At 68.8% G+C, this 17,945-nt stretch carries 16 protein-coding genes; 7 read left to right on the top strand and 9 right to left on the bottom strand.

Translation table 11 applies throughout. From position 1 onward, the window contains the following. The first annotated feature begins 331 nt into the window (after positions 1-331). Positions 332-1,255 (top strand): coiled-coil protein, encoded by a 924-nt coding sequence (locus tag ACYQ07_RS04905; RefSeq protein ID WP_459878192.1) that lies wholly within the window; start codon positions 332-334, stop codon positions 1,253-1,255. Between the two features lie 131 nt (positions 1,256-1,386). Beyond that, complete coding sequence (sppA, locus tag ACYQ07_RS04900) at positions 1,387-2,397, top strand: signal peptide peptidase SppA (protein WP_459878189.1); 1,011 nt, start codon at positions 1,387-1,389, stop codon at positions 2,395-2,397. Between the two features lie 31 nt (positions 2,398-2,428). On the opposite strand, the gene rtcA is transcribed toward sppA, so the two are convergent. Both rtcA and ACYQ07_RS04890 read right to left on the bottom strand, forming a co-directional pair. Further along, a complete protein-coding gene (gene rtcA, locus ACYQ07_RS04895; protein WP_459878186.1) occupies positions 2,429-3,538 on the bottom strand; it encodes an RNA 3'-terminal phosphate cyclase in 1,110 nt (369 codons plus the stop codon). Then, positions 3,535-3,906 (bottom strand): hypothetical protein, encoded by a 372-nt coding sequence (locus ACYQ07_RS04890; protein WP_459878183.1) that lies wholly within the window; start codon positions 3,904-3,906, stop codon positions 3,535-3,537. Before ACYQ07_RS04890 ends, rtcA begins: the two co-directional genes overlap by 4 nt. A 538-nt stretch (positions 3,907-4,444) precedes the next feature. Here ACYQ07_RS04890 and ACYQ07_RS04885 point away from each other — a divergent pair. Further along, complete coding sequence (locus tag ACYQ07_RS04885) at positions 4,445-5,572, top strand: DUF373 family protein (RefSeq protein WP_459878180.1); 1,128 nt, start codon at positions 4,445-4,447, stop codon at positions 5,570-5,572. A gap of 41 nt (positions 5,573-5,613) precedes the next feature. On the opposite strand, the gene ACYQ07_RS04880 is transcribed toward ACYQ07_RS04885, so the two are convergent. Further along, on the bottom strand, positions 5,614-6,528 hold the full coding sequence (locus ACYQ07_RS04880; protein WP_459878177.1) for a PhzF family phenazine biosynthesis protein: 915 nt from the start codon (positions 6,526-6,528) through the stop codon (positions 5,614-5,616). Positions 6,529-6,918: 390 nt separating this feature from the next. Here ACYQ07_RS04880 and ACYQ07_RS04875 point away from each other — a divergent pair, with 390 nt between their 5' ends. Further along, positions 6,919-8,265 carry an alkaline phosphatase family protein gene (locus ACYQ07_RS04875; RefSeq protein ID WP_459878174.1) on the top strand — a complete coding sequence of 449 codons (1,347 nt, stop codon included), beginning with the start codon at positions 6,919-6,921 and terminating at the stop codon, positions 8,263-8,265. A gap of 37 nt (positions 8,266-8,302) precedes the next feature. On the opposite strand, the gene ACYQ07_RS04870 is transcribed toward ACYQ07_RS04875, so the two are convergent. Further along, the gene (locus tag ACYQ07_RS04870) at positions 8,303-9,448 is read right to left on the bottom strand and encodes a helix-turn-helix transcriptional regulator (RefSeq protein ID WP_459878171.1); all 1,146 of its coding nucleotides are present in this window, start codon (positions 9,446-9,448) and stop codon (positions 8,303-8,305) included. 282 nt (positions 9,449-9,730) lie between these two features. Here ACYQ07_RS04870 and ACYQ07_RS04865 point away from each other — a divergent pair, with 282 nt between their 5' ends. Then, the gene (locus ACYQ07_RS04865) at positions 9,731-9,943 is read left to right on the top strand and encodes a hypothetical protein (RefSeq protein ID WP_459878168.1); all 213 of its coding nucleotides are present in this window, start codon (positions 9,731-9,733) and stop codon (positions 9,941-9,943) included. A 152-nt stretch (positions 9,944-10,095) separates the two neighbouring features. Here ACYQ07_RS04865 and ACYQ07_RS04860 read toward each other — a convergent pair whose 3' ends face one another. The 4 genes from ACYQ07_RS04860 to ACYQ07_RS04845 form a co-directional block, all read right to left on the bottom strand. Beyond that, entirely contained in the window at positions 10,096-10,899 is an 804-nt protein-coding gene (locus ACYQ07_RS04860; RefSeq protein WP_459878165.1) for a pirin family protein, read from the bottom strand. A gap of 49 nt (positions 10,900-10,948) precedes the next feature. Then, a complete protein-coding gene (locus ACYQ07_RS04855; RefSeq protein WP_459878162.1) occupies positions 10,949-12,457 on the bottom strand; it encodes an amidohydrolase family protein in 1,509 nt (502 codons plus the stop codon). 175 nt (positions 12,458-12,632) lie between these two features. Then, the gene (locus tag ACYQ07_RS04850) at positions 12,633-13,394 is read right to left on the bottom strand and encodes a helix-turn-helix domain-containing protein (RefSeq protein ID WP_459878159.1); all 762 of its coding nucleotides are present in this window, start codon (positions 13,392-13,394) and stop codon (positions 12,633-12,635) included. Between the two features lie 111 nt (positions 13,395-13,505). Further along, on the bottom strand, positions 13,506-14,432 hold the full coding sequence (locus tag ACYQ07_RS04845) for a manganese-dependent inorganic pyrophosphatase (protein ID WP_459878156.1): 927 nt from the start codon (positions 14,430-14,432) through the stop codon (positions 13,506-13,508). Positions 14,433-14,527: 95 nt separating this feature from the next. Here ACYQ07_RS04845 and ACYQ07_RS04840 point away from each other — a divergent pair, with 95 nt between their 5' ends. Then, positions 14,528-15,349 (top strand): nucleoside phosphorylase, encoded by an 822-nt coding sequence (locus ACYQ07_RS04840; protein WP_459878154.1) that lies wholly within the window; start codon positions 14,528-14,530, stop codon positions 15,347-15,349. A 125-nt stretch (positions 15,350-15,474) separates the two neighbouring features. Then, a complete protein-coding gene (locus tag ACYQ07_RS04835; RefSeq protein WP_459878152.1) occupies positions 15,475-16,656 on the top strand; it encodes an NAD(P)/FAD-dependent oxidoreductase in 1,182 nt (393 codons plus the stop codon). 177 nt (positions 16,657-16,833) lie between these two features. On the opposite strand, the gene ACYQ07_RS04830 is transcribed toward ACYQ07_RS04835, so the two are convergent. Further along, positions 16,834-17,367, bottom strand: coding sequence for an Rrf2 family transcriptional regulator (locus ACYQ07_RS04830; protein ID WP_459878149.1), 534 nt, complete (start codon positions 17,365-17,367; stop codon positions 16,834-16,836). Positions 17,368-17,945 lie beyond the last annotated feature (578 nt).

Genomic DNA, 17,945 nt, shown 5'->3' with positions numbered 1-17,945 from the left:
CACGACGCCGTCGTTTCGAGTCGACTATATGTCGGTCGGCGCGCGCATCGCGCTCGAAGACGGCCGGTCCGGCGTCTCAACGCCATTTCGACGTTGTGTGTGCTCTTGGCGTATGTGGGCAGTTCACGCCCTCTACGCGGGTCATGGTAGCTTGTTTCACCCGCCGCCTCACCGAAGTATTTATATGTCGCAACCATCTACATGGAGTCACCAGAACGCCTCCGGGCGCTGGATGGATCGCACGCTGAAATGAACGGGAGTTCTTATCAACGGTCGACGCAAGATGGCCGAGCGACCGCCATGTCCGGAGCGGTGATGGAGAGATAGAAAAATGGTAACGAAAGACGAAGTCATCGAACAGTACGACATCGAGCCGATGAAAGCGGAGGACAACGTGGACCTTTCCGAGGACGACCTCGAGAACGGTTCCAAAGGGCAGCTTATCAAGCGAGCCGGTCAGCTGCGTGACCGACGGAACGAGCTGAACCAGATGGCCTCCGAGCGGGCCTCCAAGCGCGACGACCTCAACGCCAAGACGCGCGAGAAGGTCGACGAAGCACAGGAGCACCGCGAGAAGCGCGACGAGCTCAACGAGCAGGTCCAGGAACACAAGGACAAGCGCAACGAGCTCAACGCGGACGCGAACGAGCTGTTCGACCAGGTCGAGGAGATGAAAGAGGACATGGAGCTCGGCTCCGGAAAGTCCATCGAGGAGCTCGAAGAGGAGATCGAGCAGCTCGAGTTCCGCCAGCAGACCGAGGTCCTGTCCGCCGAGGACGAGCGCGAACTCATCGAGAAGATCGACGACAAGCGCGAGAAGCTCGCCGAGAAGAGGGAGAAGGTCGACGACTCCAGCGAGCTCGACGAGCTCGTCGAGGAGGCCGAGGAGGTCCGCTCCGAGGCGTCCCAGCACCACCAGAAGGTGACGGAGCTCGCCGACAAGGCCCAGGAGCACCACAACCAGATGATCGAGGCCTACCGCGAGGCCGACGACATCCGTGACGAGGCCGACGAGATGCACGAGCTGTTCGTCGAGGCCCAGGAGGCCGCCGACCAGCACCACGAGGACTTCGTGCGCGTTCAGAAGCGGCTCCGCGAGCTCGACAAGAAGGAGGAGGAGGAGCGCAAGGACGAGCGCGCCGAGAAGCGCGAGGAGGAGAAGGAGGAGGCCGAGGAGATCTACCAGAAGTTCAAGGAGGGCGAGACGCTCGACACCGAGGACCTGATGAAGCTCCAGAAGACCGGCCTGCTCTAAGTCCGGCAGCACACACGACGATTTGCGGTTGCGGTCTTTTTACGAAACGCCACGTCGAGTAGCCCCAGCCCCAGCGCCACCACCCGCCTGCCGTCGCCCGCTTTTAAGTCCACGGCGAGCCACGCACGGATATGAGCCTCAAATCACGATTCGGCGGACCGGTCACCCTCCTTGCGGGGCTGCTCGCGGTGGCGGCAGTCGCCGTCCTTGGGTGGCGGGTGCTGGTCGCGGAGCCGCGAACCGCGGGCGAGCTCGCGGGCATGCTGGTGGTCGCGCTGGTTGCGCTCGCCGTCGGGCGCGTCGTCGTCTCGGCGGTCGGGAACTACATGGACGACTACAACGTCGCCACGGTCGCCGTCGACGGGCCGATCTCGCGGGACGGCGGCCGCCCCTCCCCGCTGTCGGCGCCGATCGGGCCGACCGCCGACGAGGTCGTCAACTGCATCGAGCGCGCCGACGACGACCCGAACGTGGACGCGCTGTTGGTCGAACTCGACACGCCCGGCGGCGAGGTGCTGCCGAGCGACGACATCCGGCGGGCCGCGGCCGACTTCGACGGACCGACGGTCGCACACGCCGGCGACGTCTGTGCCTCCGGCGGCTACTGGATCGCCAGCGGCTGTGACGAGCTGTGGGCTCACGACGTGAGCCTCGTCGGCTCCATCGGCGTCATCGGCTCCCGGCCGAACGCCGCCGGGCTCGCCGAAAAGCTCGGTGTCAGCTACGAGCAGTTCACCGCCGGCGAGTTCAAGGACGCCGGCATGCCCCTCAAGGAGATGGAGGACCACGAACGCGAGTACCTCCAGGGGATCATCGACGGGTTCTACGACCGGTTCGTGGAGACGGTGAGCGAGGGTCGGGAGATGGACCCGGAAACCGTGCGGGACACCGAGGCGCGCGTCTATCTCGGGACGGACGCCGAGGCGGTCGGACTGATTGACGCCATCGGCACCGAGGAGGACGTGGAAGACCGGATCGCGTCCCGGCTCGACGCGGAGGTCGAGATGCGGGAGTTCGCTCCCCAGCGCGGGCTCGTCGAGCGGGTTGGCGTCGGCGCGCGGTCGGTGGCGTTCGCCGCCGGCGCGGGCGTCGCCAGCGTGTTCACCGACGAGGGCGCCGAGCTCGACGTGCAGCTCCGGTAGCCGTCCGCGGCCGTCCGCAGTCGTCGCGTCCTCAGTGCTCCTCGATTTTCCGTACCACCGCTCCATCTCCCGGAGCGGCGGCCTCGTCGATCCGCACGTCGAAGCCGAAGGCGTCGGCGACCATGACCGCGTTCTCGACGTGGTCGGTCACCTCGGGGATCCGCACCGCGCCGCCCGCGAGCGCCAGATACGGGACGAGCTGGTCCCCGAGGTGGCGGTCGACGGCACCGGGTCCCCGTCGCCACTCGCGGAACGCCTCGACGGCCTCGTCGGCGACCGCCTCGGCCGGCGTGTCGGCCTCGCCGAGCGCCGAGAAGCCGGCCAGCGGGATGGGCCGTTGGGGACGGTCCGGGTGCTGGTCCGACGATCCCACGTGTCCTTCCGCACGGACCACGACGCTCGCGTCCGTCGAGGGCGCATCGGCGTAGCGGGCGGCTCGGGAGGCGACCGTCACGTCGGTCGACTCCTCCAGCGTTGCGCCCGTCTCCCGAGCGAGTCGGTCGGCCACGTCCGCATCAAGGAGGTCGGTCGTGGCGACCGCGGACACCCGCGTTCGCTCGATGGTGGCCTCTCCATCGAGTTCGAGAGGAGCCAGCGTGGAGGGGCCGAGCGTGAGACGAACGACGCCCCCGCCGGCGGGGTAGAATCCGCGCTCGGGCACGTCGAGGGCCGCAGCGAGCCCGTGCGCTCGCAGGCAGGCCAGCGTCACGCCGCCGAAGTAGTCGGCCGGTGGCGACCACGCCACGTCGGTGCCGCCGGCGATCCGGAGGCGGACGGTTCGGTCGGTCGTCAGTGCGGCCGGCAGGACGGTCGAGGCGACGAGCGTCGCGCTCCCTGCAGTCCCCACGTCGACGGCGTGTTCGCGTGGACGCGGGTCGGTGTCGGCTCGTTCCGACTCGGTGGGCGTCCCGCTCCCGGGCTCGAACGTGACCGTCTCGGACCCCTGCTCGGCGCCGGTCACGGCGGCGTCGCCGACGAGCCGCGCGGCCTCGACGCAGGCGCGATGCTGGGGTTTGAGCCCCGGGGTCGGCCGGGACCCCCGAACGTTCTCGATCCGGACCGGGTCGCCGGTCGCGAGCGAGAGCCCGAGGGCGGTCCGGAGGACGCCGCCACCGCCGTCGCTGCCGTCGATGTGGATCATGCCCGCATCTGGACGGGTGGGCGGTTTGTACCTGCCGGCTCCTGATAAGTGGGTGGTGGGGGTAGTGCGACGGCGAACGCCGCCAAAGCCTCAGCCGGCTCCTTATAAGCGGTTGCTGGAGTGAGCACGACGGCGAACGCCGCCAAAGCCCCAGCCGGCTCCTTATAAGCGGTTGCTGGAGTGAGCACGACGGCGAACGCCGCCAAAGCCCCAGCCGGCTCCTTATAAGCGGTTGCTGGAGTGAGCACGACGGCGAACGCCGCCAAAGCCCCAGCCGGCTCCTTATAAGCGGTTGCTGGAGTGAGCACGACGGCGAACGCCGCCAAAGCCCCAGCCGGCTCCTTATAAGCGGTTGCTGTGGTGAGCACGACGGCGAACGCCTCCAAAGCCCCAGCCGGCTCCGGTCGAGGGGCTCGCTGCGCTCCTCACTCGCTCCGCTCGTTGCGGTGCTTGCGTCGCCCGTCTTCCCGGACCACGAGCGAGACGGTCGGGGACCGTCTCGCTGTTTCCCGCCTGCGGCGGGAACGGCTGCCCCTTTGAGTCCCACCCCGCCAGCACCGCAGCCTCAGCCCTCCCCAGCCTCGGTCGACGGCGGCCGCGGGACCGCTCCGCGGCCGCCGGCGACCTCCCTCGCGCGCGTTCCTCGCGCGCGCCGACCGCAGTCTGGATATATAAGGGAGCGGCGGAACCACTCGTGGTCGGTTATCAGTTCTCGCCGATGACGCCGGTTGGACACTCTACTCACGGCATCATTCTTCGAGAGTGCCGGATACACTGCATCCGGGGTGGGTTCTCTCACCTACTGAGGGCTCCAAAAGAGCCGAGCGACCGCCCGTGTGGTCGCCGTCCGGTCGGCCACGCCGCCGACCGGGAGGGTTTTTACGCCGGCGTGGTGTGGTCTCGCACGTGACGACGCTGGTCATCTGCGTGGACCGCTCGGGGGCGATCGGGCGGGCCGCCAACGTGCCGATGCCCGTCGCGGGATGGGAGGCCGTCAGGTCCCTCGTCACCGACGTCGGGCTCGCCGATCCGGAGGACGCCAGCGTCAACTGTCTGCTGGAGGCGCTGCGGATCGCCCGCGACCTCCGTGACGAACGCGAGGAGGCGGTCGTCGCCGTCGTCTCCGGCACCACGGACGCGCCCGTCGGCGCCGACCGCTCGATCGCGGCCCAACTCGACGACCTCGTCGACCGGTACGACCCCTCCTCGGCGGTGGTCGTCGTCGACTCCGCGGAGGATGAGCGGGTCGTCCCCATCGTGGAGTCCCGGATGCCCGTCGACGCCGTCGACCGCGTCGTCGTGCGGCAGGCGCGCGACCTCGAATCCACCTACTACCTGCTCAAGCAGTTCCTCGCCGACGAGGAGCTGCGCTCGACCGTGATGGTCCCCTTCGGCGTCGCGCTGCTGTTGCTGCCCGCACTGTTCTACTGGCTCTCCCCGGCCGAGGCGCTCGCCGGCGTTGCCGGGCTGCTCGGTGCCGCGCTCCTCTACAAGGGGCTCTCGATCGACCGGTTCGTCGCCGGCGTCCCCGAGCGCACTCGTGAGGCGCTGTACGCCGGCCAGGTGTCCATCGTCACCTACGTGGTCGCGGCCGGGCTCACGCTCGTCGGATCCTTCTTCGGAGTGCTCTCCGCCTCGGAGCTCGCCGGCGACCCGCCCGTCCTCGTGGAGGTGACCGACTTCGCGTACGCCGCCGTTCCGTGGCTCACGGTCGCCGGGCTCACCGCTGCCGTCGGCCGGCTCCTCGACGAGCTGATCCGCGACGAGGGGATCCGCTCGCCGTTTCTCAACCTCCCGTTCGTCATCCTTGCGGTGGGGCTCGTCGTTCGCGGCTTCGCCGGCTACTTCCTCGAACAGGAGACGCTGCTCGACCCGCTGGTTCTCGCTGGCGTCGCCGTCTCTCCGGGCCAACGGCTCGCGGCGTTCATCCTCGGCGGCATCGTCGTCTCCGTCGTCGGCGTCAAGGTGGCAAGCGACGTCGGCACGGAGACGTTGGAGGAGGTCATCGAGAGCGACTCCGAGGCCGAACGATAGCTCGCGGTCTGTTCGAGGCGATGTCCTCGCTAACGCCCGGCTCAGGCCTCGATTATCCCGTCGTCGTCATCCTCCGGCACCCGGAGCTCGCCCTCCAGCGAGACGACGGCCTCGCCGCCGACCGACACCTCGTCGCCGTCGACCCAGACGTCGACGTGGCCGGGGCGGTCGACGAAGTGGCCCTGCTCGAACCGCATCCGCTCGGGGAGCTCGCCGTCAAAGGCGGCCACCGAGTCGAGGTATGCGCCACACGCCCCGCTCGCGGTACCCGTCACAGGGTCCTCGGGGATGCCGGCGCCGGGTACGAACGCGCGGCCGTGAAGCGTCGATTCCGCGTCGATCGCGTCGAAGGTGAACGCGTAGACGCCGGCGGCGTCGTGCTCGTCGGCGAGCGCCTCGACCGCGTCCATCTCCGGCGAGGCCCCCCCGAGGTGTTCGAGGAAGTTCACGGGCACGACGAGGAACGGGAGGCCGGTCGAGGCGACCGCGACCGGGAGGTCGGCGCCAACGTCCCGGAGGGCGGCGGGGTCGATGCCAAGCGTCTCACCCAGTCGGTCGTAGTCGACCTCGACGGGACGGACGGTCGGCGCCTCCTGTTGCATCCGCACCGTTCCGTTCTCGGCCACCGTGATCGGCAGGTCGCCGACGGCGGTCGCGAGCGTCTCCGTCCCCGCGTCGACGGTGTCGTCCGCGAACAGCGCGGCGTAGGCGGCGACCGTGGCGTGTCCACAGAGGTCGACCTCCGTCGTCGGCGTGAAGTAGCGCACTCGGCGGTCGGCGTCGTCACCCGGCGCCGGTTCCCCGAGAAACGCCGTTTCGGAGGCGCCGAGCTCGGCGGCGATCCGCTGCATCTGCTCGTCGGAGAGCCCGTCGGCGTCCGGCACCACGCCGGCAACGTTCCCCGCAAGCGGCTCGCTCGTGAACGCGTCGACCAGCAGCGTGCGTCGCGTCTCCATGTCCGTCCTTCACAACCCGGGCACAAAAGGGTCTCCGACTCCCAGTGAGTCGGCCGACGCCACGATGAACGTCACGTGGGCGTTCCCGCGCTCGGGGTCCTCGGTCCCGGCGTTCCCTCCCGTCACTTCCCACCCATGCACCGCGGCGATCTCGCGAACGATGGCGAGCCCCCATCGGCCGGAAAGCCCGGTCCCTCGTCCTCCCAAGCAACGTGCGGATCCGCGAGGCGTCGCCCGCCACGTGGCCGGGCACCACAAGTCGACGCTGGAGTCGGCGGACGCTTCCGCCGGCGTCACGTCGGCGGTCGTCTCACCACCGCCGCCCGGCGACCCACCGGAAACCCGGTCGGATCTCCACCCTTTTTGCCGTCCCGGCGGCAGGGGTACAGCATGGGCCTATTCGACCGGTTGCGGGGAAGCGACACCCCACGCGTCGCCTTCGTCGGGATCGACGGCGTGCCACACGACCTCGTCGCGAACCACCCCGAGACGTTCCCGACGCTCTCGGCGATCGCCGAGCGCGGGTCCGCCGGGGCGATAGAGAGCATCCTCCCGGCGGAGTCGACCGCTACGTGGCCGGCGCTGACGACCGGCATGAATCCGGGAGCGACCGGCGTCTACGGCTTTCAGGACCGCGAGATCGGCACGTACGACACGTACGTGCCGATGGGGCGGGACGTGCAGGCGACCCGTATCTGGGACCGCGTCACCGAGGCCGGCCACGACGCGACGGTGATGAACGTCCCCGTGACGTTCCCGCCCCAGCGGAACGTCCAGCGGATGGTGTCGGGGTTCCTCTCGCCGGAGCTCGACACGGCCGCACACCCCGACGAGCTCCGCGCGCGGTTGGAGGAGCTGGAGTACGTCCTCGACGTGAACGCCAAACTCGGCCATCGCGAGGACAAAGCCGACTTCCTCGAACACGCCCACCGAACGCTCGACCGGCGAGCGGCGGCGTTTCAGGAGTACGTCGACCGCGACGACTGGGACCTCTTCGTCGGCGTCTTCATGACCAGCGACCGGGTCAACCACTTCCTCTGGCGCGACTACGCCGAGGAGGGCACCTACCACGAGGAGTTCCTGGAGTTCTACGCGCAGCTCGACGCCTACATCGGCGAGATACGCGAAGCACTCCCCGACGATGTCACGCTCGTGGTCGCCTCCGACCACGGGTTCACCACGCTGGAGCACGACGTGTACTGCAACGAGTGGCTCCGCGATCGGGGGTGGCTCGCCTACGACGACGGCGACCATGCGGAGCTCGGCGACATCGACGACGACACCCGCGCGTACTCGCTGGTTCCCGGCCGCTTCTACCTCAACGTGGAGGGACGAGAGCCGCGCGGAAGCGTCCCCGAATCCGACTACGAGGACGTTCGTGAGGAGCTCAAAGCCGACTTGGAGGCGATGGAGGGGCCCGACGGGGAGCCCGTCGTCGACCGGGTCGTCGAGCGCGAGACCGCCTTCCGCGGCGACCACGACGAGATCGCTCCCGACCTGGTCGCCGTCCCGAACGACGGGTACGACCTCAAGGCGGGGTTCAAACCCCGCGACCGCGTCTTCGACGCCGACGGCCCCCGAACCGGGATGCACACGTTCGACGACGCCGCGCTGTTCGTCGACCATCCGGACGCCTCCGTGTCGGACGCCGACCTCCTCGACGTGGCGCCGACGTTGCTGACGCTGATGGACGTGGAGTACGAGCGCACCGACTTCGACGGCGCGAGTCTGATCTGACGGCAAGGAAGGCGCCGGTCGTGTTCCCGCGGAGGGCCTACCGCGGATCCGCCTCGGGGAGCGCGAGGACGTTCTCGCGGCCGAGCCGGAACCCCTCCAGTTCGCCCTCCTCGCGCAGTCCCTTCGTCACCTGACTGGTTTTCGCGGCGGTCCAGTCGAGCTCCTCGGCCACCTGTTTCTGTTTCATCCGCCCGCCGTTCTCGCGGATCAGCCGTAACACCTGCTCCTCGTTGCTCAGCAGTTCGGGGTCGATGTCGGCGGCTCCCGCGCCGGCGTCCGCGCCGCTCTCGTCGGCAGCGTCCTCCGTCGCCTCGCCGTCGGCTTCGTCCGTCCCGGCGGCAGCCTCGCCTTTCGCGCCGTCGGCCTCGTCATCCGACTCCTCGCCGGCGGCCGCCGCTCCGGGCTCAACGCTCCCGTCGCCGGCCGACCCGCCGAAAGCGCCGATAAGCGCGAGGGTGCTACCGCGGCGGCGGGCGTACGCGGCAGCCACGCCGACCGCGAGCAGGACGACGAGGAGGGCGAGGGGCGTGGTCTCGGCCGCCAGATTGACCACCACGCGAGGCTCGCCGCTCGCGAAGCTTGTGGGGCCGTGCCAGACGACCGATCCGGACCGCGTCTCGTCGGCGGCCGGGCTCGCCTCCACCAGCCCGTAGCCGTCGGGCCACGCGATCCGGAGCTCTGAGGCGTCGTCGAGGAACAGTCCGTCGATGGCGTCGCCGATCGTCAGTCGGTCGCCGTCGACGACGGCGAAGTTTGACCAGTGGAAGGAGTAGGTGACGATGCCGTACTCTCGGGGGAGTTCACGTCTCTCGACGCTCACGGTCATCTCCGTCACGGCCATCTCTCTGCCAGTGGCCTCCTCCGCGTCCGCGGCGGTGGCGGTCATGCGGTCGTGGAACTCGCCGGCGTACGCGTCCGGATCCGCCTCCACGTCCTCGCGGAACTCCTCGAACGCGGCCTCGTCGTCGTCGGTGTCCAATCTGGTCCGGTACTCGATGGTCCACGCGGCGTTCCCGTCGGCGTCCACGCTGATCGACAGGAGCACGTCGTCGAGGTCGACCTCCTGAACGACGGCCGGCTCGCCGGCGGGGGCGGCGTCCGCCGTCGCTGGGAGCGCGACGCCGACCGCCGCAACGGCGAGGATACCGAGCGCAAGGACGACGATCGCCGAGCGTTGGCTCACGAACTGGAACAGTACCGGCGCCGCCAAAACGCTTCCCACCTGATCCGGTGGCGTCCGCCGAGTAGTCGGGGGATGCTGGTTCAGGGCTCGGTGAAGTCACGCTCCGCATCCCGCACGGGACTGCTGACAGCAGATCGGGAGGTTTCGAAATCGCGAGAGGAGCCGTGGCGCGTAGCTGGCAGAAGCGCTCTGCGGGGAATCGGCTGTCCGGGTCGGCCAGCGCAGCCGAAACTGAGATCGAAATACAAATAGCCGAATGGTTGTAAGAGGAGATATCTCCAAATGACAGAAAGTAACGACTCCAAACACGTTCCCAGTCAACCGGTCGTCGTTCAAGAGGATACCCATCAGAACGAAATCCCGGAGAATATCGACTCGGAGCTGTACTCGACGGATGTTCCGACCAACTCGTTCCATGAATTCAAAATCAAGCCCGGTGACGAGCTCGTCGAAGCGCTTCGGAACAACGGGTACACCGTCGAATTCGATCGATAATCGCTTGATCGGGTGACCCGGGCGGACGAACTCGCCGCCGTCAACTGCCTCGGTGTCACGCCCCGAGGCTTGTCGATGAGATCGGTGAGACAGCACGCCGTTCCCGTCTGACGAGGAAGTTCGCCGAGGCCGGATCCTCGTTTTACCCCGACCTACTCCACGAACGGGCCGCGCTGGCGGATCGGCTGGTCGTGCGGCTCACCGCTCACAACGACGACGCGAAGGGTCTCCGCCGTCTCCGCATCGCCGTCCTCGGACGCACGGAACGTGAACGCGCCGCCGTCGGGCGCCGGGAGCGCGTCGCCCGGTTCGAGGTGCTCGCGGTCGTCGGGCGCGTCCGCCGGCGCGACCGTCCCGGTGCCGGAGACGACGTAGGCGAAGCCGGCCCAGTCGTCGGGAACGTCCCACGTCCACGTCCCGGCGATCTCGGCGTCGAGATACTCCATCGGCGTGACGAGCGAGAGGGGCGATCCCTCGCCGAGGACGGTGGTGACCGTCGCCCCGTCGTGCTCCTCGGTCGGCAGTTCGTCGGCGTCCGCATCGACGTACTCCGCCTCCGCGTCCTTCCGGTCGCGGGGGAGGTTCACCCAGAGCTGGAGCCCGGTGCAGTAGGCGTCGTCCGCGGGCATCTCGGAGTGCCGGATCCCGCTGCCGGCCGTGATCCGCATGGCGTCGCCCGGGCGCGCGACGTGTTCGGCGCCGGTGGAGTCGGCGTGTTCCATCCCCCCCTCCAGCATGTACGAGACGATCTCGAACCCGCGGTGCGGATGGGTGGGGAAGCCGTCGTCCGGCTGGATGTGGAACTGCTCGAACAGCACGAACGGGTCGAGGTTGTGCGGATACCCCTCCGAGGGGAACGCGCGCGTCGACTGGACGCCCGTGCCGTGCTGGACGGTGCCGCCGGGGACCACCCGGGGGCGGTCGCCGTCGGTCGTCTCGGGCTGTTTCCCGGTCATGGTCGAACGAAGGTGTCGCACGCGGTTAACGCCGACGCTCGGGTGACGCTCACCCCAGCAGGCCGCTCTCGCGGAGCACGCGTTCCCCGGACTCCACGAACCGGTCGTGCTCCGACGCGAGCGTGTCGTTCAGAAGCGCGCCGTCGCGCTTGACGACGGTGCCGTCGACGACGACCGTGTCGACGTTGGCGACCCCCGCCTGGAAGACGACCGTCTCAACGGGGTTGTGAACCGGCGCCGTGTTGACGTGGTCGCCGTCGATGATCGTCAGGTCGGCGCGCTTGCCGGGCGTGATCGAGCCGATCCGGTCGTCGAGGCCGAGCGCGCGGGCGCCGTCGATCGTCGCCAACTCCAATGCACGCTGGGCGTCGACCGACACCTCACCGATCTGCTCGCCGGCCTCGACGGCCGGCTGGTTGTCGCGGCCTCGCTGGACCTGCACCGCCGTGCGGGTCTGGGTGAACATGTCGCCGCTGACGTTCGAGACGATGTCGACGCCGACGCTCGGCGTGGCGCCGGCCTCGATCGTCTCGCCGAGGGCGGGCATCCCCATCCCCATCTGAAGTTCGACCTCCGGCGTGATGGAGACGGAGCCGCCGGAGTCGCCGATCAGCGCGAACTCCTCCTCCTCGAACCGGTTTGCGTGGACGTAGTTGAGGTCGTCACCGAGCAGCCCCAGCTCCTCCAGCGAGTACACCGTTCCCGGGCCGAGCGACCCGGCGTGCATCGACACCGGAATCCCCATTTCGCGGGCGCGGGTGATGTCCTCCTCGACCACCTCGTCGCTGGCGTAATCCGGACCGCGGATCCCCATCGCGAGCGTAAGGCGGTCGTCGGCCGCCGGGAACCGCTCCTCGTGAAGTCGCTCGATGTCGTCCGGGTGGGACTCCGTGCTCGCTTCCCACCACGTGTCGCCGTCGTCTCCCGGCGGGCCGTGTGCGAAGACCGCGCGAATGCCGGCGTCCGCGAGCCCGTCGATCGCCCGGTCGGAGTGGTCCGGGGAGTTGGCGATGTGGAACCAGTCGAGGATCGTCGTCGTGCCCGCGTTGAGCTGTTCGGCGGCGCCGAACAGGTTGCCGAGGTAGGCGTCCTCGGGCTCGTAGTGGCTGCTCACCTCGCCGAGCATCGTGTCGAGGTAGTCCATGAACGTCCAGTCGCCGGCGACGCCGCGCACGCCGGCCTGCCACGTGTGGAGGTGGGAGTTGACGAAGCCGGGAGCCACCACGCTGCCCTCGGCGTCGATCACGGTCGCGTCGTCGGCGGTCAGCCCCTCACCAACCTCGACGATCAGGCCGTTCTCCACGTACACGTCGCCGTGCTCCAGCACGCCGATTTCGGGGTCGACCGAGACCACAGTACCGTCCTGCACGAGCAGCCGGTCAGGGTCCTCGCCGGCACTACCGTCCGTCTCGCCGTTGCCGCCGTTTCCGCCGTCGCCGTTTCCGCCAAGCGAGCCGAGACAGCCCGCAAGGGGGAGCGAGAGGGAGGCCACGCCGCCTGCGAGGTAGCTTCGTCGCGATACGCCGTTCGAGTCCGAATGGGTGTTGCGTCGTCGCATCGTCGGTACCTGAAGGGAGGCGCCGGGGCACCGTGGACGTTTGTTCGGTATGTTCCAACTCGGGTGAGAATCCCCCGAGATAGCGGGCGCTCGCCGGCGGTTGCGGGCGCTCGCCGGCGATAACGTACGCTCCCCGTCGGCCTCGGGAACGCTGGTCGAGAAAGTCGGCGTCCGATTACGGCGCGCTCTCGCCGAGTTCGGCGGACGCCTCGGCCAGTTCCGGTCGGCCGGAGAGGTAGTTCTTCGCGAGCCACGCCTCCGCGCGGGTGACCCGGTACTGCAGCGTGGACACCGGGATTCCCTCGGCCTCCGCGACCTCCTGCAGCGAGTTGCGTCGTGGAGTGTCGTAGTAGCCGCGCTCGATGGCGGCCCGGAGTGCCTCGCGCTGTTCCGGCGGGAGGTCGTCGGCGTCCGGGCGGTCGGTCGTCCAGTCGGGGGAGCCGTCGACACGCTCGAAGGAGAGTTCGAGCCCGGGCCGGAGGTTCGCCGCCAGCTCCTCGTACACCGAGCTTAGAGCGGCGTCGTCGTCGACCAGCACGTTCCACTCGTAGGTGTTGCCGTACTGCTGGGCGCGACAGAGCGCGCCGTCGCCGAGCCGTTTGGTGACGAGATACGGAACGGAGCGGCAGCCCTCCCCCTCGGACTGCCGGGAGTAGATGAGCCGGCTGGTCGGCCGCTCGGCGAGCACTTCGTGGTCCCAGTCGAGCTGACAGCCGCCCATCCCGCGAAGACTCGAACACCGGGGAAGCCCCTGGAGGTGGCGGTCGTAGGCGTCGAGCGCGTCCGGCGGGCCGGTTACCTCGTCGACTCGCCACATCGTGTCGGCGCTTGCGTGACACGACACCGTCCGCGAGTAGAGCCCTGGATGCTGGATGAACACGTCCATCAGGTCGTCGGCACCTTCCTCGTAGGTGACGGTGAAATCGAACTCCTGCATACCCGCGTTACGCCGGAGTCGTACAAGAGCGCACGGTTGGCATATGCCAACTGCAGTGCGATCGCTCTCTTCCATCCCTTCCACCTCTCCCCCGCTCCCCCGACGACGCGATCACTCGAACGCGTCGCCGAGCGGCGGCACGACCTGCTTCTTCCGGGAGAGCACGCCCGGCAGGAACGCCGACCGGCCGTCAAGCTCGGCGTCGAGCGCGGTCGCAGCCCGCTCCGCGGCCGGACCCGCCGTCAGCAGCGTGGAGTCCTCCTCCAGCAGGTCGGTGACGAGCAGTAAGAGCGCGTCGTAGTCGCGTTCGGCCACAACCTCGTCCATCGCCGCGAGCATCGCCGACCGGCGGTCGAGCACGCCGGCGGGGTCGACGGTCTCCACCTGGCCGATGCCGACGTGCGTCTCCCCAAAGGTGAACTCCTTGAAGTCGCCGAGCACGACCTCGCGGGGCGCCTTCGTTCCGAGTTCGCCTTTCCGGCGGAGCTGTGCTTTACCGTACTCCTCGAGGTCGACACCCGCGAGGTCGGCGAGACGCTCGGCGAGCTCGCGGTCCTCGTCGGTGGTCGTCGGCGAGCGCAACAGCACGGTGTCGCTCACCAGGCCGGCAAGAAGCAGTCCCGCGGTCGACTCCGGTATCTCCACGTTCGCCTCGTCGTACATCGACGCGAGTACGGTCGCCGTCGAGCCGACCGGCTCGTTGCGGAAGCGGATCGGCTGGTCGGTCGTCACGTCACCGATCCGGTGGTGGTCGACGACCGCGACGAGATCGGCATCCGGCGCGCCCGCGACGGCCTGCCCGTACTCGTTGTGGTCGACGAGCGCGAGCGGCGTTCCGGCGTCGACGGCGTCGATCCGCTCGGGTGCGTCGACGTCCCAGTAGTCGAGGACGAACTCCGTCTCCGGGTTGGGCTCGCCGGCGCGGGCCGGCACGGCCTCGGTGCCGGTGGCGGAGAGCAGTCGGGCATACGCGACGGCAGCACAGATCGAGTCGACGTCGGGCTGACGGTGCCCGACGACGGTGACTGGTCGTGACATATGCCGATGTTGGCCGCCCCCGATATGAACGATGCGGGAACGGCTCGCCGACCCGTTCCTGAAGTATTTTAAAAGGCGCACGTCAACCACCGGCCATGACAGAGGACAGCGAGGACCCCAACGCCGACGTAGGGTACCACATCGAGGTCGGCGAGGACGACGTCGCCGACGCCGTGCTCCTCCCGGGCAACCCCGAACGCGTCGACAAGATCACCGCGCTGTGGGACGACCACGAGGAGCGGGCGTCCCACCGCGAGTACCGGACGGCAACCGGCACCTACGACGGCGCCGACATCTCCGTCACCTCCACGGGCATCGGGTCGCCGTCGGCCGCCATCGCCGTCGAGGAGCTGGCGCGCGTCGGCGTGGACACGTTCATCCGCGTCGGCTCGTGTGGCGCCATCCAGCCGGAGATGGAGGTTGGCGACCTCGTGATCACCACGGGCGCCGTCCGGCAGGAGGGAACCAGCGACGAGTACGTCCGCGAGGACTACCCCGCGGCGGCCGACGGCGAGGTCGTCTCCGCGCTGATCGCGGCCGCCGAGCGACTCGGCTACGACTACCACACGGGCGTCACGATGAGCGCCGACTCCTTTTATGCCGGGCAGGGCCGTCCCGGCTTCGAGGGGTTCGAGGCCGCCGGTTCCGACGAGCTCGTCGCCGAGCTCCAGGACGCCAACGTGAAGAATATCGAGATGGAGGCGTCGGCCATCCTCACCATCGCGAACGTGTACGGGCTCCGCGCCGGCGCCGTCTGCTCGGTGTACGCCAACCGGATCACCGGCGAGTTCCGCACCGAGGGCGAGTCGCGGGCGGCCGAGACCGCCAGCCTCGCCGTGAAACTGCTCGCGCGCATGGACGAGGTGAAACGGGAGGCGGGCGCCGACCGCTGGCACGCAGGCCTCTCGCTGGAGTAGCCGACACGTCCTACCGGTCCGCCCGACAGTCCGCGTCGTCACGGAATCGGGGCGCATCCCGTTCGTGACCTTTCCGAGCGGGCAGTTCCAAAGCGACTTTATCCACGGCCTGCAGACGCTCACACATGACTAGTCAGGTCGTCGTCGTCGGCTCCGGGTACGCCGGCGCCGGGACGGTGAAGGCGTTCGAATCGGCGATCGGCGAGGGCGAAGCCGAGCTCACGTGGGTGTCCGAACACGACTACCACCTCGTTCTTCACGAGGTTCACCGGGCGATCCGCAATCCCGCCGTCGAGGAGAAGATCTCCATCCCCGTCGAGGAGATCAAGTCGCCGGAGACCGACTTCGTGCAGGGCCGCGTCGTCGACGTGGACGCCGACGAGCGCGTCGTCGAAACGGACGACGGGACGACCGTCGACTACGACTACCTGCTGCTCGCCGTCGGTTCCTCGACCGCCTTCTTCGGCATCGAGGGGCTCGAGGAGCACGCCCACCAGCTGAAGGGGCTCGACGACGCGAAGGCGATCCACGACGACCTGCGCGAGGCCGCCACCGACGCCACCCAGTCGGAGCCTGCACAGGTGCTCGTCGGCGGCGCCGGCCTCTCCGGCATCCAGACCGCCGGCGAGATCGCCGAGTACCGCGACAAACACCGCGCCCCGATCGAGATCAAGCTGATCGAGGGGATGGACGAGATCTTCCCCGGACAGGACCCCGAGATCCAGGGCGCACTCCGCAAACGCCTACTCGACGCCGACGTGGAGATCCTCACCGGCGACTTCATCTCGAAGGCTGACGAGGACACGGTCTACCTCGGCGGCGGCGAGGACGAGGAGCCCGACGAGCTCGCCCACGACGTGCTGATCTGGACGGGCGGCATTACGGGCCAGCCCGAACTGGAGAACGTCGACGTCGAGAAGGACGACCGCTCGAATCGCGTCTTTGCGGAGTCCGACTTCACGACGAGCGACGAGCACGTGTTCGCCATCGGCGACACCGCCCTGGTCGAGCAGGGTGACGACGAGGTCGCCCCGCCGACCGCCCAGGCCGCCTGGCAGGCCGCGGAGGTCGCCGGCGAGAACCTCGCGCGCGCCGTCCGCGGCGCACCCCTCCAGTCGTGGACCCACGAGGACAAAGGCACCGTCGTCTCCGTCGGCGACACGGCCGTCGCCCACGGCGTCCAGGGGATGCCGATCTCCACGTTCGGCGGCACCGGCGCGAAGCTGCTGAAGAAGGCGATCGCCACCCGCTGGATCGCGAAGGTCTCCTCGGCCGGACGCGGCTTCAACGCGTTCGGCGACATGTAACGCCGGCCGAACGACCCACCGCTTTCACGACGACCGCTTTTTGCGGACGCCGACGCGCTCGACGAGCATCGGCGCCGGCGCACGCTCTTTCAGTCGGGTCAATGACACCACGGCTCACGAGAGGGGGACGCCAGCGCGCGAAGCAGTTGGAGAGAGTGAGAAAAGAGCGTCGACGAGTTAGTGTGCGGGCTCCTCGGCGGGCGCGCGCATTTCGTCGATCCGCAGGATGAGGACGTTCGAGGTGTCGTCTTTGCCGTCGACGGTGCCCTCGATCTGCAGCTTCGAGAGCGGCGTCGGGCCGACGGTGACGGAGTCACCCTCGTGGAAGTCGCGAACGGACCCCTGCACGTGGATCTCCGCACGGCAGAGCTCGGGGTGGTGGACGCTGGAGAGGTCGATCCCGTCCACGTTGATGCCCGCCATCAGCTCGCCGTTGTGCTGGAGCGGCACGTCGGCGGGCTCGTCCATGCGCTGGATGTCGAGCGCCTCGTAGGCGTTCGCCGTCGGCTTGTAGCCCCCCTTCGGGCCGGGGACGCCCTCGACCAGCTGGAGGGCCTTCAGACTCTGCATCTGGTTGCGGATCGTGCCGGGATTGCGGTTGACCTCCTCGGCGATGTCCTCGCCTTTGACGGCGTCCTCCTGCTCACCGTACAGATTGATGAGCGCCGTCAGAATGGTTTTCTGGCTGGATGTGAGTTCGATCGATGACATGCGTCCGAATAGTCGGCCGGCCCGCTTAAACCCGGTGGAAGTTCCGACCCGTTCGGAACGGTCAGGACGAAAACGTGATGTGGGCCCTCAACAGCCCCACAGCCTGCCTCATCCCTGCTTTCGGAGCCAATGCCGGAAGGACCACACAGTTGATGGAGACAGCTTGGTGATCGAGATCGGGAGTGGGTGTTGCAGATCGCCGCCGGCGATAGAGTATATAAACCGTCGAGAGTGTCGGTAGTGGTCTCCTTATAAACGAGATGCGGTGCGGTGGCGCGCCCGGCGAGCGCCCAGCGGGCGCTCGTCGGCGCGCGAGGGAGGCGGAGAGCGCGCCGGCGTGGCGGTGCGGTCCGCCGGCGCGCTCTCCGCCGAGGCTGGGGAGGCGTGAGGTGCGGTCACGGTGCCGTGCGGGGTGGGGCTCAAAGGGGCAGCCGGCTCCGGGACGACGGGCGACGCAAGCACTCAAAAGGCCGGGCGGTGCCGAGAGGCCTTTTGAGCGCGCAGCGAGCCCCTCGACCGGAGCCGGCTGGGGCTTTGCAGGCGGTCCTCACGTGCGCAGAGCCAGCGACTCACCGAAC

Source organism: Halorubrum gandharaense, assembly GCF_054654575.1.
This window is presented reverse-complemented; position numbering and strand designations above follow the sequence as displayed.

Coding starts and splice junctions, on each gene's coding strand:
- ACYQ07_RS04905 (WP_459878192.1), top strand. CDS start 332: ATGGTAACGAAAGACGAAGTCATCGAACAGTACGACATCGAGCCGATG.
- sppA (WP_459878189.1), top strand. CDS start 1,387: ATGAGCCTCAAATCACGATTCGGCGGACCGGTCACCCTCCTTGCGGGG.
- rtcA (WP_459878186.1), bottom strand. CDS start 3,538: ATGATCCACATCGACGGCAGCGACGGCGGTGGCGGCGTCCTCCGGACC.
- ACYQ07_RS04880 (WP_459878177.1), bottom strand. CDS start 6,528: ATGGAGACGCGACGCACGCTGCTGGTCGACGCGTTCACGAGCGAGCCG.
- ACYQ07_RS04875 (WP_459878174.1), top strand. CDS start 6,919: ATGGGCCTATTCGACCGGTTGCGGGGAAGCGACACCCCACGCGTCGCC.
- ACYQ07_RS04865 (WP_459878168.1), top strand. CDS start 9,731: ATGACAGAAAGTAACGACTCCAAACACGTTCCCAGTCAACCGGTCGTC.
- ACYQ07_RS04860 (WP_459878165.1), bottom strand. CDS start 10,899: ATGACCGGGAAACAGCCCGAGACGACCGACGGCGACCGCCCCCGGGTG.
- ACYQ07_RS04855 (WP_459878162.1), bottom strand. CDS start 12,457: ATGCGACGACGCAACACCCATTCGGACTCGAACGGCGTATCGCGACGA.
- ACYQ07_RS04850 (WP_459878159.1), bottom strand. CDS start 13,394: ATGCAGGAGTTCGATTTCACCGTCACCTACGAGGAAGGTGCCGACGAC.
- ACYQ07_RS04845 (WP_459878156.1), bottom strand. CDS start 14,432: ATGTCACGACCAGTCACCGTCGTCGGGCACCGTCAGCCCGACGTCGAC.
- ACYQ07_RS04840 (WP_459878154.1), top strand. CDS start 14,528: ATGACAGAGGACAGCGAGGACCCCAACGCCGACGTAGGGTACCACATC.
- ACYQ07_RS04835 (WP_459878152.1), top strand. CDS start 15,475: ATGACTAGTCAGGTCGTCGTCGTCGGCTCCGGGTACGCCGGCGCCGGG.
- ACYQ07_RS04830 (WP_459878149.1), bottom strand. CDS start 17,367: ATGTCATCGATCGAACTCACATCCAGCCAGAAAACCATTCTGACGGCG.